Annotated in this window: 19 protein-coding genes; 1 reads left to right on the forward strand and 18 read right to left on the reverse strand. The window is 70.8% G+C overall.

Translation table 11 applies throughout. The features are described from left to right. Window positions 1–12 precede the first annotated feature (12 nt). Window positions 13–798 carry a cytochrome c biogenesis CcdA family protein gene (locus tag ABZX02_RS21745; protein ID WP_355300611.1) on the reverse strand — a complete coding sequence of 262 codons (786 nt, stop codon included), beginning with the start codon at window positions 796–798 and terminating at the stop codon, window positions 13–15. A gap of 122 nt (window positions 799–920) precedes the next feature. Between ABZX02_RS21745 and ABZX02_RS21750 the strand changes: the two genes are divergently transcribed. Beyond that, a complete protein-coding gene (locus tag ABZX02_RS21750; protein WP_355300377.1) occupies window positions 921–1,907 on the forward strand; it encodes a M64 family metallopeptidase in 987 nt (328 codons plus the stop codon). 46 nt (window positions 1,908–1,953) lie between these two features. Here ABZX02_RS21750 and ABZX02_RS21755 read toward each other — a convergent pair whose 3' ends face one another. From ABZX02_RS21755 to ABZX02_RS21835, 17 genes are all read right to left on the reverse strand, one after another. Continuing rightward, window positions 1,954–2,511 carry a TlpA disulfide reductase family protein gene (locus tag ABZX02_RS21755; protein ID WP_355300378.1) on the reverse strand — a complete coding sequence of 186 codons (558 nt, stop codon included), beginning with the start codon at window positions 2,509–2,511 and terminating at the stop codon, window positions 1,954–1,956. Next, the gene (locus ABZX02_RS21760; protein ID WP_355300379.1) at window positions 2,508–3,137 is read right to left on the reverse strand and encodes a histidine phosphatase family protein; all 630 of its coding nucleotides are present in this window, start codon (window positions 3,135–3,137) and stop codon (window positions 2,508–2,510) included. The genes ABZX02_RS21755 and ABZX02_RS21760 overlap by 4 nt, the downstream gene beginning before the upstream one ends. Continuing rightward, window positions 3,134–4,429 (reverse strand): glutamate-1-semialdehyde 2,1-aminomutase, encoded by a 1,296-nt coding sequence (hemL, locus tag ABZX02_RS21765; protein WP_355300380.1) that lies wholly within the window; start codon window positions 4,427–4,429, stop codon window positions 3,134–3,136. The genes ABZX02_RS21760 and hemL overlap by 4 nt, the downstream gene beginning before the upstream one ends. 11 nt (window positions 4,430–4,440) lie before the next feature. Further along, window positions 4,441–4,791 (reverse strand): hypothetical protein, encoded by a 351-nt coding sequence (locus ABZX02_RS21770; RefSeq protein WP_355300381.1) that lies wholly within the window; start codon window positions 4,789–4,791, stop codon window positions 4,441–4,443. Window positions 4,792–4,796: 5 nt separating this feature from the next. Further along, window positions 4,797–5,216: a hypothetical protein gene (locus ABZX02_RS21775; protein WP_355300382.1), complete on the reverse strand. Its 420-nt coding sequence runs from the start codon at window positions 5,214–5,216 to the stop codon at window positions 4,797–4,799. Continuing rightward, complete coding sequence (locus ABZX02_RS21780; protein ID WP_355300383.1) at window positions 5,216–5,977, reverse strand: hypothetical protein; 762 nt, start codon at window positions 5,975–5,977, stop codon at window positions 5,216–5,218. Before ABZX02_RS21780 ends, ABZX02_RS21775 begins: the two co-directional genes overlap by 1 nt. Further along, window positions 5,974–6,378, reverse strand: coding sequence for a hypothetical protein (locus tag ABZX02_RS21785; protein WP_355300384.1), 405 nt, complete (start codon window positions 6,376–6,378; stop codon window positions 5,974–5,976). The genes ABZX02_RS21780 and ABZX02_RS21785 overlap by 4 nt, the downstream gene beginning before the upstream one ends. Beyond that, window positions 6,375–6,818 (reverse strand): hypothetical protein, encoded by a 444-nt coding sequence (locus ABZX02_RS21790; RefSeq protein WP_355300385.1) that lies wholly within the window; start codon window positions 6,816–6,818, stop codon window positions 6,375–6,377. Before ABZX02_RS21790 ends, ABZX02_RS21785 begins: the two co-directional genes overlap by 4 nt. A gap of 10 nt (window positions 6,819–6,828) precedes the next feature. Further along, entirely contained in the window at window positions 6,829–7,338 is a 510-nt protein-coding gene (locus ABZX02_RS21795; protein WP_355300386.1) for a hypothetical protein, read from the reverse strand. After that, a complete protein-coding gene (gene hemB, locus ABZX02_RS21800) occupies window positions 7,323–8,297 on the reverse strand; it encodes a porphobilinogen synthase (protein WP_355300387.1) in 975 nt (324 codons plus the stop codon). The genes ABZX02_RS21795 and hemB overlap by 16 nt, the downstream gene beginning before the upstream one ends. Window positions 8,298–8,372: 75 nt before the next feature. Then, complete coding sequence (locus ABZX02_RS21805; protein ID WP_355300388.1) at window positions 8,373–9,905, reverse strand: bifunctional uroporphyrinogen-III C-methyltransferase/uroporphyrinogen-III synthase; 1,533 nt, start codon at window positions 9,903–9,905, stop codon at window positions 8,373–8,375. 18 nt (window positions 9,906–9,923) lie between these two features. Then, on the reverse strand, window positions 9,924–10,859 hold the full coding sequence (hemC, locus tag ABZX02_RS21810) for a hydroxymethylbilane synthase (RefSeq protein WP_355300389.1): 936 nt from the start codon (window positions 10,857–10,859) through the stop codon (window positions 9,924–9,926). Then, window positions 10,856–12,169, reverse strand: coding sequence for a glutamyl-tRNA reductase (locus tag ABZX02_RS21815; RefSeq protein WP_355300390.1), 1,314 nt, complete (start codon window positions 12,167–12,169; stop codon window positions 10,856–10,858). Before ABZX02_RS21815 ends, hemC begins: the two co-directional genes overlap by 4 nt. Window positions 12,170–12,206: 37 nt before the next feature. After that, window positions 12,207–12,887, reverse strand: a complete 681-nt coding sequence (locus ABZX02_RS21820) for a redox-sensing transcriptional repressor Rex (protein WP_355300612.1) — start codon at window positions 12,885–12,887, stop codon at window positions 12,207–12,209. 243 nt (window positions 12,888–13,130) lie between these two features. Continuing rightward, window positions 13,131–14,600 (reverse strand): molybdopterin-dependent oxidoreductase, encoded by a 1,470-nt coding sequence (locus ABZX02_RS21825; RefSeq protein WP_355300391.1) that lies wholly within the window; start codon window positions 14,598–14,600, stop codon window positions 13,131–13,133. 61 nt (window positions 14,601–14,661) lie between these two features. Further along, entirely contained in the window at window positions 14,662–14,901 is a 240-nt protein-coding gene (locus ABZX02_RS21830) for a glutaredoxin family protein (RefSeq protein ID WP_355300392.1), read from the reverse strand. 5 nt (window positions 14,902–14,906) lie between these two features. Next, entirely contained in the window at window positions 14,907–16,382 is a 1,476-nt protein-coding gene (locus ABZX02_RS21835; protein ID WP_355300393.1) for an AMP-binding protein, read from the reverse strand. Window positions 16,383–16,537 lie beyond the last annotated feature (155 nt).

Below are 16,537 nucleotides of genomic sequence, written 5' to 3' on the forward strand. Positions count from 1 at the left end.
GGAAGGCGATCACTAGAGCGGCAGCCTCACGACGTCGACGAACGAGTAGCGCAGCCACCCGACGAACTCACCCCAGAGGCCGGTGACCAGCGCGATCCCGACCAAGATCAACAACACGCCGCCGAAGATCTGCACCTGCCGGGCGTGCGTGCGCAGCCACTTCGTCACGCCGAGCGCCCACCGCGCGCCGAGCGCGAGCACGACGAACGGCAGTCCGAGGCCCAGGCAGTACGCGAGCACCAGCACGGCCCCGCGCGCCGTCGAGGACCCGATCTCGGTGCTGCGCGCGACGGCGAGCACGCCCGCGAGCGTCGGCCCGAGGCACGGCGTCCACCCGAGCGCGAACACGGCCCCGAGCACCGGGGCGCCGAACAGGCCCGCCTGCGGCTTGGTGTGGAACCGCACGTCCTTCTGCAGCGCCGGGACGAGTCCGAGGAACACGAGTCCCATCAGGATCGTGACGACGCCGCCGATGCGCTGGAACAGGTCGGCGTTGAGGAACAGAGCGTCCGACGCCCCGAGGATGGCCATCGAGGCGAGCGCGAAGACGACCGTGAACCCGAGCACGAACAGCAGCGAGGCACCGGCCACGCGCCACCGGCCCTGCTTGGCGGGCTCGTTCGCCTCGACCCGCGGCGCCTCGGCCCCGACCAGGCCGGCCAGGTACGCCAGGTAGCCGGGCACGAGCGGAACCACGCAGGGTGAGGCGAAGGAGATAAATCCCGCGAGCAAAGCGACCCCGGTGGCCAGCAGCAACGGCCCGGAGATCGCCAGATCGGTGGGGTTCACAGATCTCAGAGTAGGTAGTTGCCCAGATCACGCGACGACCGGCATGGCTTTTCGACCTGAGACAAGGATTGGGCCAAAATTACTGTCAATTGCCGCTTGTGGGTGACATCACGGTTGCTTAGCGTCAGCACATGCGACGTTCCCGTCTGGTCCTCCCTGCACTGACCATGGCAGCGCTGGCACTGTTCGCACAGGTACCGGCCGGTGGTGCGGCCCCGGCGATGGAATGGCGCGAGGTCTTCAACGAAGACGGCTCCATCACCCAGGCGCTGACCCCGAAGGCTCCGAAGGAGAAGTCCTCCGACTTCCGCGCCCTCGCCGCGGCGGACGTGGTCGAGGTCCAGGTGACCGGCGACTCGGCGGACCGCTTCGACCTCGTCTTCGTCGGCGACGGCTACACGGCCGACGACTTGGCGACCTACACCGCGAACGTGAAGAGCAAGTGGGAGGAGCTCTCCGCGGTCGAGCCCTTCGCCTCCTACAAGCAGTACTTCAACGTCTGGCAGGTCAACGTCGTCTCCACCGAGTCCGGTGTGGACCACGACCCGACCAAGGGCGTCCTCAAGAACACCGCGCTGGACATGGGTTTCTGGTGCCAGGGCCGGGACGCGAACACCGAGCGCCTGCTCTGCGTGAACGAGACCAAGGCCAAGGAGTTCGCGGCGCTCGCCCCGCAGGCCGACCAGGTCATCGCGCTCGGCAACACCGCGAAGTACGGCGGCGCGGGCGGTTCGGTCGCCACCGCCTCCGGGTCGAACGCCCAGGCCGGCCAGATCGCGATCCACGAGCTCGGCCACTCGATCGGCGGCCTGGCCGACGAGTACGACTACCCCTACGCCAACTACACGGGCACCGAACCGCGCGAGGTCAACGTCACCAAGGACCCGACCGGCGCGAAGTGGGGCGAGTACCTCGGCCAGCCGTCGCCGGACGGTGGCGTGATCGGACCGGTCGAGGGGGCGCGGTACTACAAGACCGGGCTGTACCGGCCGACCGCCAACTCGATCATGCGGACGCTGGGCAAGCAGTTCAACTCGATCGGGCGCGACGCGATGATCAAGGCGTTCAAGGCGAAGATCCCGTCGCTGAACGAGCCGGTGGTCCCGGCCGCGCGCTAGAAGCGTTCCACCGCAACGGAAAAGGGGCCTCGCGGGGCCCCTTTTCTCATTCCTTCGCCAGCTCCGCCAGCACGGGTTCCAGATCCGATGCCAGCACCGGCACCAGGAACGCCGCCGCCACCTTGTGGTTCTTGTCCACGATGAACGTCGACGGCACGCTGTTCGCCGGCACGCCGCGGAACACGTTGATGAAGCTGCGCGCCGAGGCGTCGTAGATGGACGGGTACGTCAGCTTCCGGTCCTTCATGAAGTCCCGCGGGTGGTCCTTCGAGGTCTCCTTCACGTCGACCCCGATCACCTGGTGGCCCGCGTCGAAGAGCTTCTGCATCTCCGGCGCCTCGGTCCGGCACGGGCCGCACCACGCGCCCCAGATGTTGATCACGACCGGCTTGCCCGCGTAGTCGGACAGCCGGACGGTCTTGCCGTCCTCCAGCAGGGACTCGCCCTCGAGGCCCTTGAGCTCCTTGCGCTCGGCGGCCGGGTACCGGATCTCGACCTGCCCACCCGGCGCGACGAGGTAGAAGTCCCCCGCGCCGACCTGGGCGGCGTCCTTCCCGGTGGAGCACCCGGCCAGCAGCAACGCGAGCACGAGCAGACGCTTCATGCCCCGGTCACCCTGGGGTTCGTCGCGCCGACCGGCTCGGTGTAGGCGATGCGGACCAGCTGTTCGCCCTCGAAGATCAGCGAGGTCAGCGAGGCCAGCGAGCACTCGCGCTTGCGCGGGTCGTGCCACATCCGCTTGCCCTCCAGGAACCGCCGCACGGTCCAGATGGGCAGCTGGTGCGACACGCAGACGGCCTCGTGGCCCTCGGCGGCCGCGCGGGCCTTCTGCACCGCGCCGAGCATGCGGTGCGCGATCTCGAGGTACGGCTCGCCCCACGACGGGCGGAACGGGTTCACGAGCTTCGGCCAGTGCTGCGGCGAGCGCAGCGCACCGTCGCCGACCGCGACCTTCAGGCCCTCGAACTGGTTGTCGGCCTCGATCAGCCGCTCGTCCGTGGCCAGTTCCAGGCGGTGCGAGTCGGCGATCGGCGCGGCTGTCTGCTGTGCACGGTCCAAAGGGGACGCCACGACGTGCACTATGTCGTGGTCCGCCAGGTGCTCGGCCACGGTCAGGGCCTGCTTCTGGCCCCGTTCGGACAGCTTGAAGCCCGGCAGGCGGCCGTACAGGATGCCGGTCGGGTTGTGCACCTCACCGTGGCGCAGCAGGTGGACGACGGTGCGGCTCACTTGCGGGCCTCCTTGGCGGCACGGGCCGCGTGCGGCAGTGCGTCGGCGATCACGGCGAACTCCTCTTCACCCATGGCGGCGTTCACGAACCACGCTTCGAACGCCGACGGCGGCGCGTAGACGCCCCGCTCCAGCAGCGCGTGGAAGAACGGCGGGAAGCGCCACGTCTCGCACGCCTGCGCACCCGCGTAGTCCGTCACCTCGGAAGAACCGAAGAACACGCTCACCATGTTCCCGGCGAACTGCACGCGGTGCTCGACGCCCGCCTCGGTCAGGGCGGCGGTGAACAGCGCGCCGAGCCGGGTGGCGTTGCGGTCCAGGGCGCGGTAGACGTCCTCGTCCGCGGCACGCAGCGTCGCGAGCCCCGAGGCCACCGCGACGGGGTTCCCGGACAGCGTGCCCGCCTGGTAGACGGGGCCGGAGGGGGCGAGCCGGGCCATGACGTCCGCGCGGCCGCCGAACGCCGCCGCGGGCAGTCCGCCGGACATGACCTTGCCGAACGTGTAGAGGTCGCCCTTCACCCGCTCCAGGCCGTACCAGCCCGCGCGGGAGACGCGGAAGCCCGTCATGACCTCGTCCATGACCAGGAGCGCGCCGTCGGCGTCGCAGAGGTCGCGCAGCGCCTGGTTGAAGCCGTCGGCGGGGGCGACGGCGCCCATGTTGCCCGCGGCAGCCTCGGTGATGACGCACGCGATCTCGCCGGGGTTCTCGGCGAACGCCGCGCGCACGGCCTCGACGTCGTTGTACGGCAGCACGATCGTGTCCTCGGCCTGCGCGCCCGTGACGCCCGGCGAGGAGGGCAGGCCCAGGGTCGCGACGCCGGAGCCGGCCTGGGCCAGCAGCGCGTCGACGTGACCGTGGTAGCACCCGGCGAACTTGATCACCTTGCGGCGCTCGGTGAAGCCGCGCGCGAGGCGGATCGCGCTCATCGTGGCCTCGGTGCCCGAGTTGACCAGGCGGACCTGCCGGACCGGTTCGACGCGGTCGACCAGCTCGGCCGCGAGTTCGATCTCCCCCTCGGTCGGCGTGCCGAACGACAGACCGGACGCGGCCGCCTTCTGCACGGCCTCGACGACGGCCGGGTGGGCGTGCCCGAGGATCATCGGACCCCACGACGCCACCAGGTCGACGTACCGGTTGCCGTCCGCGTCCCACAGGTGCGGACCCTCGCCGCGCACCATGAAGCGCGGGGTGCCGCCGACGGAGTGGAACGCCCGCACCGGCGAGTTGACCCCACCGGGGGTCAGCGTCGACGCGCGCTCGAACAGGGCCTGGGATCGACTCGCAGTCACGTACCCCAGTCTCACATGTCGGAGTCGGCGGCTTCCTGCGGCCGGGTGCGCACGGCCAGCATGATCTGCCTCACCGCGTCGAGCGCGAGGACCACGGCGAGCGTGGCGGCGAGGACCGCCGAGCCCAGCCAGTTGCCGTGGTAGCGGGTGGAGACCAGCGGCTCGCGACCCTCGAACGGGTACTCGAGGCGCACGACGCCGCGGTTCCAGCACCACACGGCGAGGACCACCAGCAGGACGACCGCGACGAGCTCGCCCGCGGCGATGAGCCACCGCTTGGGCTGGTGCAGGCTCGGATCCGCCGGCGGGGCCTGCTCGGGCTCCTCCACCGCGGTCTCCTGCTCGGTCACGGCCTCTGTCACGTCGCTCACCTTCTCACGACCCGCCGCAGCGCCGCGAGGAAGGCTTCCGGATCGCGCGCCCACGCGAGCACCACGCTGCCGTCCACCAGCCGCACCGGGATCGAGGTCGTCCCCTTCGGCACCGACCAGCCACCGCCGAGCACCCGCGCGCCGGTGGGGGCGCCGACGTCCTGGCAGGCCTCGATCATCGCGACCGGCAGCTTCTCCCGCCCGAACTGGGCCTCCTCGGCCGTGAGCGCGATGCTGCCGGTCTTGACCCGCAGGTTCACCCACACCACCGCGCAGAGCGTCAGCACGAGCCCCACGACCGCCCACAGCAGCACCGACGCCGGTCCGGTGATCAGCTCGACGAGGTATCCGGCCACGGCGAACGCCGGACCCCACAGCAGCGGCCACCAGCTGCTGCCGGACTCGCGGTAGAGCACTAGCGGACGAACCTGTTCGAGGCCGGCAGGAACTGCAGCACGATGGCCGCGGCCGTCAGCCCCATCACGACGATGCCGATCGCCACGCTCGGCTGCCAGACCTGCCAGCCGATCGAGATGAAGATGATCACCATCATGGCCACGAAGCCGAGGCCGCCGAGGATCGTGAGCAGGATGCGCGACCAGTTCTGGCCGTTGCGCAGCACGATCGCGAACGCGACGTACGGCGCGGCCGCGACCAGCATCGCGAACCCGATCATCACCGCGATGGTCCGCAGCCCCAGCTCACCGGTCCGGCGGTCCTCCTCCGTGACGAAGTTGTCCTGGGCGAGGATGAAGTCGGTGTTGGCCAGCATCATCACCGGGACCACCGCGACGGACAGCGCGGCGGCCACGATCCAGATCCACATCGCCGCGGTGATCGTGGCGGGCCGCTCCGGCGCCATCTCCTGGGAGTGCACCGGGGTGAGCGGCGCCATGACGTAGCCCTGGTTCGCGGAGGCCACCTGGTACTGGCTGCCGGGCGCGGCCGGGTACTGGGGGGCGGCGGGGTTCTGCCAGCCGGCCGTCGAGGTGTTCTGCCACTGCGAGTGGTCGAGCGGCTGCGCCAGCTCGGGGGCGGGCGGCATCGGCAGCCCCATGTTGTTGACCGCGGTCACCTCGTACGTCCCGGCCGTCGACGTGTAGTCGCCCGGCTGGACGTGGGTCTGCGGGGTGTCCTGGCTCGGCTGCCAGGGGTTCGGGTCCTGCGGGTTGCTCACTGCTCACGCACCTCCGCCAGCCACTGTGCCGTACGCGGCTGCCAGGTGAGGACGATTGCCACGCAGATGAGCAGCAACGTGACCAAGCCGGACGCGCTGATCCCCACGAGCAGGATCCAGATCATGTGCACGATCGCGACGAACGACAACGCCGCGCGCGCCCAGGCCCGGCGCCTCAGGAGCACCCGCGTCAGCCACGTGTAGGCCCCCGTGAAGACCAGCGCCACCGCGGTCAGCAACCAGAGGAAGCTCGTGACCTCCGCGGACGTCCACCCGCTGAGCCGCTGGAACACGTCGTGCTGGCGCCACAGCAGCACGGTCGTGAGGACCACGAAGGCGGCGATCGCCAGCCACAGGCCGACCGCGATGCGGACCGTGAGCGGCTTGTCGTCGGTCTTCACGCCGACTGCTCGCGCAGCGTCAGGTACTCGTTCGACTGGCGGAAGTAGAACAGCACCAGCCCGGCCACGGCGATCAGCGCCGCGACGATGCCGAGCGTGTTCGTGAGCATCTGGAAGAACAGCCCGATCAGCACCGTGATCATCAGGCCGGTGCGGCTCTTCCTGATGCCCGACCGCACCTTGCCCGCGAACCACACCGCGAGACCCGCCAGCAGCACCGTCACGACCAGCGAGACGACCACGAGGACGGTCATCGTCGAGGCGATCATGTCCGGCGTGATCTTCTGGTCCTTGTTGGCCTGCACGGCCGCGTCGACCAGCGCCTGCTTGTTCAGGAGCATGACCAGCGCGGCCAGCACGCCCAGCGCCGAGCCGGCGACCACGAGCCAGTAGCCCGCGTTGATCGTGCCGGGGGTGCCCGATTGCTTCGGTGACGTCACGATCGCGAACTTAGGACGGCCGGAGAGCGCTGTCCACCGCTGCCTGCTTCCTGAAGTGCGCGGAAGCCCGGTACATCAGCACGATCGCGGTCGCGTCGAGCACGGTGGTGACCGCCGTGACGGCCAGGTCCACCGGACGCATCTCCACCCCGACCTGTGCGGCGACCCCGCTGGCCCAGGCGGTCAGCCGGAACAGTCCGAACGCGACGGAGGCGCCGCCCAGCACGGTCAGCACGATCCGCGCCCAGTTGCGGCCGCGGGCCATCGCGTTCGCCAGCCGCGTGTACGCGATGACGAGGGTCACGGCGAGCAGCAGTCCGAAGAGGACACCGCCGTTCACCCCGGCGTCGATCTCGTCCTGCCCCATCGCGGGGTTCTGGCGCCGCACCTCGGCCACGAGCATCTCGCGGTCGAAGAGCTGTTCCAGGAAGCGCAGCATGCCGAGGCACGCGCTGGTGATCCACAGCCAGCGCGCGACGTCGACCAGCTTGGGAACGGGGGCTTTTACCGGTCCAGCCACCGAGCGGCTTCCACTGCCCAGTAGGTGAGGACGATGTCCGCGCCGGCCCGGCGGATGGACGTGAGCGACTCGAGGATCGAGCGCTCGCGGTCGATCCAGCCGTTCGCGGCGGCGGCCTCGATCATCGCGTACTCGCCCGAGATCTGGTACGCCGCAACGGGAACGTCCGAGATCTCGGCGACCGAGCGCAGCACGTCGAGGTACAGCAGCGCGGGCTTGACCATGACCATGTCCGCGCCCTCGGCGAGGTCCAGCTGCACCTCGCGCAACGCCTCGCGGGCGTTGGCCGGGTCCTGCTGGTAGGTCTTGCGGTCACCCGAGAGCTGCGACTCGACGGCGTCGCGGAACGGTCCGTAGAACGCCGACGCGTACTTGGCCGCGTACGCGAGGATGCCGGTGTCCTGCAGCCCGGCCTGGTCGAGGGCGTTGCGGATGAACGCGATCTGGCCGTCCATCATGCCGCTCGGGCCGACGACGTGGGCACCGGCGCGGGCCTGGGCCACGGCCATCTCGCCGTAGACCTCGAGCGTCGCGTCGTTGTCCACGCTGCCGTCGGCGGCGAGCACGCCGCAGTGGCCATGGTCGGTGAACTCGTCGAGGCAGCAGTCCGACATCAGGACCGTGCTGTCGCCCAGCTCCGCGCGCAGGTCGCCCAGCGCGGCGTTGAGGATGCCGTCCGGGTCGGTGGCACCGGACCCGACGGCGTCGCGCTCGGCCGGGACACCGAACAGCATGATGCCGCCGACACCCGCCTGCACGGCCTCGACCGCGGCTTTGCGCAGCGAGTCGCGGGTGTGCTGGTGGACGCCCGGCATGCTGCTGATCTCAGCTGCCTCGGTGGCGCCTTCCTTGACGAACATGGGCAGCACGAGGTGGCGAGGACGCACCTCGGTCTCGGACACGAGGCGGCGCATGGCGGGCGTCGTGCGCAGGCGCCGCGGCCGGTGAAGTGGGTACATCGTGGTGACTCCCTGACGGAGAGAGTCGAAGGGGCCACCCAAAAGATCTTGAGTGGCCCCGACGGCTTCGTTGACTTAGCTGCGGCGCAGACGCTTGGTCTTGCGCGGAGGAGGCAGCGCTCCCTCGGCGCGCAACCGGGCGGCGTGGGCGGCCAGCGCGTCGACCAGCGCGGGCACGTTCGCCTCCTCGGGCTGCACGTCGACCCGGAGGCCGAACTCCCGCGCCGTCTCGGCGGTCTGCGGGCCGATGCACGCGACGAGCGTGCGGGCGTGCGGCTTGCCCGCGATGCCGACCAGGTTCCGGACCGTGGACGACGAGGTGAAGCACACCGCGTCGAAGCCGCCGGACTTGATCATCTCGCGGGTGTCGGCGGGCGGCGGGGCCGCACGCACGGTGCGGTACGCCGTCACGTCGTCGATCTCCCAGCCACGTTCGCGCAAGCCCGCGGCCAGCGTCTCGGTGGCGATGTCGGCCCGCGGCAGCAGCACGCGGTCGACCGGGTCCAGGATGTCGTCGTACGGCGGGAAGTCGTTCAGGAGACCTTCGGACGACTGCTCACCGGACGGCACGAGCTCGGGGATGATGCCGAACGAGCGCACCTTCGCGGCCGTGGCCTCGCCGACGCAGGCGATCTTCACGCCGGAGAACGCGCGGGCGTCCAGGCCGAACTCGCGGAACTTCTCCCACACCGCGCGGACGGCGTTGGTCGAGGTGAAGACGACCCACTGGTAGCGGCCGTCGACGAGACCCTTGACCGAGCGCTCCATCTGCGCGGGGCTGCGGGGCGGCTCGACCGAGATCGTCGGCACCTCGACGGCGATCGCGCCGTGCGAGTGCAGGCGCTCGGACATCGCGCCGGCCTGCTCCTTGGTCCGCGGCACCAGCACCCGCCAGCCGTACAGCGCCCGCGACTCCCACCAGGAGAGCTTCGAACGCGCGGCGGCGGCAGCGCCGACGGTGACGACCAGCGGGCCGCCCATCTCACCGGCGTCGGCCGCGACGGCGGCCAGCGTGGTGTCGACGGTGCGCTGCTGGAAGCCCGTGCCCTCGGCGGTCACGGCGACCGGGGTCTGCGGCGCGAGGCCGTTCTCGACCAGGTTCGACGCGGCCTCGGCCAGGTGCGAGCCGGTCGCGTGCAGCACGAGCGTGCCGGGCGAGGCGGCGAGGCCTGCCCAGTCCGTAACGGCGCGCACGTCGACCTCGGTGTGCACGCCACCGAGCGCGACGCCCGCGTACGCCGGGACCGCGGTGCCCGAGGGCACACCGGGGACGACGTCGAACGGGATCGTCGACTTCGCGACGGCCTGCGCCTCCTTGACGACCGAGTCGAGCGTCAGGGGGTCACCCGCGACGAGGCGGACGACCGTGGCGCCGTTCTTCGCCTCGTTCACCAGGTCCTTGGCCACGTCGGCGGACTCGCCGACAGCGGGGCGGACCTCGACTCCCTCGGCCACGGTCGCGAGGACGTCCGCGGGGACGTCCGGGTCGGTGACCACGAGTTCAGCCCTGGTGAGCAAGTCGTGGGCCCGGACCGTGAGCAGCCCGGTGTCGCCGGGGCCGGAGCCCACGAAGGCGACGCGTCCGGGGGTCTTGCGTGCGCGGGTCATCAGGGCACTCCCCATCGATTACGCCTCTGGACCGCTGAGAACCGCGGCCCCGAGGTCGAGCAACTCGGCGGCCAGCGCACGGCCGAGTCCCTCAGCTTCGGTCAAGTCACCGGTGGCGGACGCGCGGAGGAGATCGTTCTCCGGCGTCGCTGCGACCCCGCGCAGGGAAAGTCGGTACACGACCTTGCCCTCGTCGTCGAGGTCTTCCACCACATCGGCCAGCGCGCCGACCGGCGCGCTGCAGCCCGCCTCGAGCGCGGCCAGCATGGCGCGCTCGGCGGTCACAGCGGCCCGGCTGGCCGAATCGTCCAAAGTGGACTGGATCAGGTGCTCGGCATCGACGTCGTCGATCCGGCACTCGACTGCCAACGCACCCTGCGCGGGTGCGGGAAGCATCTGGATGGGCTCCAGGTTCTCGGTGATCTCGTCCGTGCGGCCGAGACGCGCGATGCCGGCGCGAGCCAGCACCACCGCGTCGAGCTCGCCCGAGCGGACCTTCCCGATGCGCGTGTCCACGTTGCCGCGCAACGGAACGATGTTCAGCCCGAGACCGAGGGCCTCCAGCTGGGCCGCGCGGCGCGGCGAACCGGTGCCCACAGTGGACCCCGGCAGCAGCTCGCCGAGCGTGAGTCCGTCGCGCGCCACGAGGGCGTCGCGCGGGTCCTCGCGCAGGGGGACGGCCGCGATCGTCAGCCGGGGGTCCGGCGCGGTCGGGAGGTCCTTGTAGGAGTGGACGGCGACGTCGATCTCGTCGTTCGCCAGCGCGTCGCGCAGGGCCGACGTGAAGACGCCGATGCCGATCTGGGCGATGGGTGCGTCGGAGAGGTCGCCCGGCGTCTTGATGACGACGATCTCGACCTGGGCTCCGGCAGCCTTCAGCGCCTCGGCCACGGTCCCCGTCTGCGCGAGCGCCAGTGCGCTGCCTCGGGTACCGATCCGTAGGGTGCGGGTCACCGCGTTTCACCATCCACAGAAGACTTGGTCTGACTGACAACCCCAGGCGTCTGGGGGTCGAGCCCGAACAACTCGCGGAGAGCCTCCGCGTAGCCGGTACCACCAGGGGCGGAGGCGAGCTCCTTCACCCTGACGGTCGGCGTGTGCAGGAGCTTGTCTACAACGCGGCGCACCGTCTTGGCCAATTCACCGCGTGTCGCGGGGTCCAGTTCGGGAAGTCGCGAATCAAGACGGAGCAGTTCGGCGTCGACCACCTCGGCGGCCCGCTTGCGCAGGGCCGTGACGGTCGGCGTGACCTCGGCGGACCGCTGGCCCGCGAGGTAGGCCTTCACCTCGTCGGCGACGAGTTGGACCGCGAGGCGGGTGTCCTGGCCGGCGGGCGCGTCGGAGAGACGGCGCTGCAGCGTTTCCAGGTCCACCACACGAACGTTCGGCAGTTCGGCCGCCGCCGGGTCGACGTCCTTCGGCAGGCCTAGGTCGCACAGGACGAGCGGCCGCGCGCGCTTGCCGATCATGTCGGCGCGGACGGTCGTGCCGACCGAGCCGGTGCACGCGAAGACGATGTCCGCGAGGTCGATCTCGACGGGCAGCGCGGCCAGGTCGACGGCCGTCGCGGGGACGCCCTCGGCCTTCAGCGACGTGGCGAGACGCACACCGTTGGCCTGCGTGCGGTTGGCGACGACGACCTCGCCGATGCCCGCCCGGCGCAGGTGCGCGGCGGCCAGTCCGCCCATGGCGCCGGCGCCGACGAGCAGCGCCCGCTTGCCGACGAGGGTGCCGAGCTCGGCCTCCGCGTCGCCGAGCGCCTCGGACACGACCGACGCGCCCGCGTGGTCGATGCCCGTCTCGGCGTGCACGCGCTTGCCGACGCGCAGCGCGTTCTGGGTGAGCTCGTGGATGGACTTGCCGACGGTGCCCGCCTCGTCGGCCGCCGCGTACGCGCCGCGCAGCTGGCCGAGGATCTGGGACTCGCCGACGACCATCGAGTCGAGGCCGGCCGCGACGGAGAACAGGTGCTCGACGGCAGCGGCGGCGTAGTGCACGTAGAAGTGCTCGTAGAGGGCCTGGGGCTCGATCTGCGCGTGCTGCGCGAGAACCTCGACGACCTCCGACATGCCGCCGTGGAACGACTCGACGACGGCGTAGACCTCGACCCTGTTGCAGGTCGAGAGGACCACTGCCTCGGAGACGCTGGGGGCGGCGAGCAGCTGGCCGAGGACCTTGGGCAGGTCCGGCTCGGCCACGGTGACGCGTTCCAGGACCGGGACGGGGGCGGTGCGGTGCGACAGACCGACTACGAGCACGCTCATGCACTCACCACGTCTGCCGGAGCCGCCTGGCTCACGCTCACGGGCGAATCACCATCCCGTCCACACCGAGTCCGTTGTTGCCGACCGAGACACCGGCAGCCTCGTCCGCACGTCGAGCGACGTGGAACGACAGGATCTGCATCTCGACCGCCAAGTCAACCTTGCGCACCTCGACGTTGTCTGGAACCTGGAGGACAACCGGTGCAAAGTTCAGAATGCACTGCACGCCCGCAGATACCAAACGGTCGCAAACCGACTGGGCCGCCGGGGGCGGCGTCGCGATGACGCCGATCGACACCTCGCGTTCGAGGCAGACGGCGGTGATCTCGTCGATGTGGTTGACGGGGATGCCCCCAACAGGGATTCCGACGAGATCGGCGTCCACGTCGAAGAGGGCGGTGACCGGGAACCCGCGGCCGGGGAAGCCGCCGTAGTTCGCGAGAGCGTGACCAAGGTTACCGATGCCCACGACGGCCACGGAGTGGTTCCGGGTCAGCCCGAGGATGCGCTCGATGTGGCTCACGAGGACCTCGACGTCGTACCCGACGCCCCTCGTGCCGTAGCTGCCGATGTAGCTCAGGTCCTTGCGGAGCTTCGCCGCGTTGACGCCCGCGGCCTGGCTGAGCTCCTCGCTGGAGACGGCCGTGACGCCGCTCTCGGACATGCCGGACAGCACGCGGAGGTACACGGCGAGCCGGGCCACCGCGGCCTCGGGGATCGCGCGGGCGCGCTCCTTGTCGGCAGCCTCTGCAGGGGTGGCGGTCGTGTCGCCTTCGCCCCGCTGTGCAGCCACGCTCTCCGACCTCCGGGTGTGCTTCACCGCAGGGAGTCCGCGGCGTTGGTGATACCCACACCGTACCGCTTGTGAACGCACGCACAAAGTCGATGATCGACTGCCCCGGCCCCGGTCACAGGGCGTGACCAGCGCTTCCGTCGTTCATGATCACTACGGGGTGAGCGCCTACTCGACTGTGAACGTGACCGAGTGCCATCCCGTCGCCCCGTCGGGAACCGGGTCGAGGCGCGCCTGGTCCTGGGTGAACCCGGACTTGTCGGTGGCCCGGCACTCGACCGTGTGACTGCCCTGCGACAGGTCCAGCTCGATCTTCCACATGCGCCAGGTGCTGTCGCTGACGTCGGCGCCGAGCTCGGTCTCCCGCCACGGCCCGCCGTCGATCCGCACCTCCACCTTCGCGACGCCCTTCGGCTGCGCCCAGGCCGTGCCGGCGATGACCGCCTTGCCCTGCACCTTGCCCATCCGCTTGGGCCGGTCGATCCGCGAGGACGTCTTGATCGGGGCCTTGGTGGCCCAGCCGCGCGGGATCCAGTAGCCCTGGTCCTTGGCGAACGTCGTGACGTTGAGGTCGGTGACCCACTTGGTCGCGGAGACGTAGCCGTAGAGGCCGGGGACGACGAGCCGCGCCGGGAAGCCGTGCTCGGCGGGCAGCGGTTCACCGTTCATGCCGATCGCGATCAGGCCGTTCTCCAGCACGTAGTCCAGCGGGCTGCCGGCCGTGAAGCCGTCGTCGCTGGTGCTGAAGAGCTGGTCGGCGCCCGCCTTCACGCCGGCCTCGCGGAGCACGTCGCCGATCCGGATGCCCACGAAGTTGGCCGTGGAGATGTACGGGCCGCCCACCTCGTTGGAGACGCAGGTCAGCGTGACGGTCTCCTCCACGAGGTCGCGGCTGCGGATCTCCTCGAACGTCAGCACGGTCGGCCGCTCGACCATGCCGTGCACGCGCAGCGCCCACTCCTCGGCCCGGATGCGCGGCACGCTCAGCGCCGTGTCGATCCGGTAGAAGTCCTTGCCGCTGGTGATGAAGCTCGGGGTGCCGTCCTTGGCGAAGTCGGCGTTGAACGGGATCTCCGGTGCCCTGGTCTTCGGCGTGAGGTCGCCGACGGCCTGCCTGCTGCCCTCGACGTCGGTCCTGGCGCCGAACAACTGGCCCGCGACCCCGGCGAAGACCGACAGCCCCGCGGTGACCAGGAAGCCGCGGCGGGACTCGCTCTCCTCGGCCTCCTTGTGCAGGAAGCGGAACACGTAGACGCCCGCGGCGGTGCTGGCCACAGGCGCGAGCACGGCGAGCTGGCCGACGTCCGGCCTGGTCACGACGGCCGCGACGCCCACGAACCCGAGCAGCACGACCACCAGCGTGCCGGGCGCGGGACTGGTCCTGCTGGCGAGCCCCGCGGCGACGGCGGCGCCCGCCAGGACCAGGGCCATGCCGATCAGCAGCACGAGCTTGTCGGCCGTGCCGAAGGTGCTGACCGCGAAGTCCTTCAGCCAGGACGGGGTGAGGTCGATCGCGGCGTTGCCCACGGCGAGGTACGGCGAGGCGCTCAGGCCGACGAAGGCCGCCACCAGGTGCCCGGCCGCGAGGGCGGCGACGAGCGCGAGCAGTCCGGTGAGCGCGGCCTTGGCGGGCTTCATGCCTTCCATTCGACACCCGAGCGAGCCTGGTTCGCTCAGGTCGTAAGCCCTCGGTAACCAGTTACCGCGCGAGGGCCGCCCGCAGGCGGTCCTCCTCCACCTTCCAGTAGCCGTGCTCCTCGCCGTCGACGAGGAACACCGGCACCCGGTCGCCGTACTCGGCGCGCAGCTCCGGGTCGCTGTCCACGTCCTCGACGGACCAGGTGGCGCCCAGCTCCGCGCAGATCCGTTCGATCTCCACGGCCGCCTCCTCGCAGGAGTGGCACGACACCCGGCTCATCAACGTCACGTGGTGGGTCATGCCCCTCATGCTCCCAGGGGCCTGCGGAGCACCGCGCGCGCCAGCTTGCCGGTCGGCGAGTGCGGCAGGGCCGGGGCGAACTCGACCGCCGTCGGCACCTTGAACTTGGCGAGGCGGGCGGCGCAGTGGGTGACGACGTCGTCGCTGGTCAGCTCCTGGCCGTCGCGCAGGACGATGACGACCTTGACCGACTCGCCGGTCTTCTCGTCCGGCACGCCGACGGCCGCGGCCTCCAGCACGCCGGCCAGTTCGCCGATGACCTGCTCGACCTCGTGCGGGTACACGTTGAAGCCGTTGACGATGATCAGGTCGCCCGCGCGGTCGACCAGGTGCAGGTCGCCGTCGGCGTCGATGAAGCCGACGTCGCCGGTGCGGAACCAGCCGGAGGAGTCCGGGCCGTGCGCGCCGTCGGGCCAGTAGCCGCTGAAGAGGTTGTCGCCCTTCGCGGAGACCAGGCCGGTGCCGGGCTCGTCCTCGTCGATGTCGAGCACCGAGCCGTCCGTGTCGACGAGCCGGATCTCGACGCCGGGCAGCGCCTGGCCGACCGAACCGGGCTTCGGCGTGCCCCCGACCAGGGTGGACGTGAGCACGGGGCCGGTCTCGGTGAGGCCGTAGCCCTCGTAGATCGGAATGCCGATCGCGCCCTTCATCTCGGCGATGACGCCGGCCGGGAGCGGTGCCGCGCCCGAGGTGAACAGGCGGACCGTGGCGAGCTTCTCGCGCAGCAGTTCGACGGGGTGGGCGAGGATCGCCCGGTACATCGGGGGCACGCCGACCATCGTGGTGACGCGGTGCTCCTCGATGACGTCGAGCGCGTGGGCGGGCTCGAAGCGCTCCAGCAGGACCGCCGTGGCACCGGCGCCCGCGACCTGCAGCAGGCCGGGGCCGAGGCCGTAGACGTGGAACAGCGGCAGCGCGAGCAGCACCCGGTCGCCCGCCGTCACGGGGGCGGGGCGCAGGGCGGCGCACTGCGCGACGTTCGCGAGCAGCGCCCGGTGCGAGAGCATCGCACCGCGCGGCACGCCGGACGTGCCCGAGGTGTAGCCGAGGACGGCCAGGTCCTCGCCGCCGCGGACGGCCTCGAACGGCTCGGCGGTCGCCTCGACGTCCGGCCCGGCGATCACCGTGGCGTCGGAACCCTCGCCGTCGCCGACGAGCAACGTGGCGCCGGAGTCGGCCAGGATGCGCTGCAGCTCGCGCGGCGGGTTGCCCGGTCCGGTGGGCACCACGACACCGCCGGCGCGCAGGACGCCGAACACGGCGACCACGAACTCGGGGCTCGTGGGCAGCCGTACCGCCACCCGGTCCCCTGATTCGAGTCCTGAATCAGCCAAATGGCGGGCGAAAGCGTCGATCGCGCCGTCGATGGTTTCCCACGTGAAGCTTTTTCCGCTCGCCACGTCGACCAAGGCGACGTGGCCGGGTCCCCGCTGTGCCGAAGCACGGACCAGATCTGAGACATTGCGAGCGGAAGTCAACATGGCCTCCTCATGAACAACTGGACGCTTGGAGCAGTGTTCCACGCGTGACGGGCGTCATGAAGCCGCGGTTCGCGCGTCTCCTCCTGGGAACCCGTCCGCTACCTACTACGGAGTAACAACACGTATGCTGCCGCCACGGCGACTCTGTGGAGGTG

It is taken from the genome of Lentzea sp. NPDC003310 (assembly GCF_040610935.1).
Lineage (GTDB): Bacteria > Actinomycetota > Actinomycetes > Mycobacteriales > Pseudonocardiaceae > Lentzea.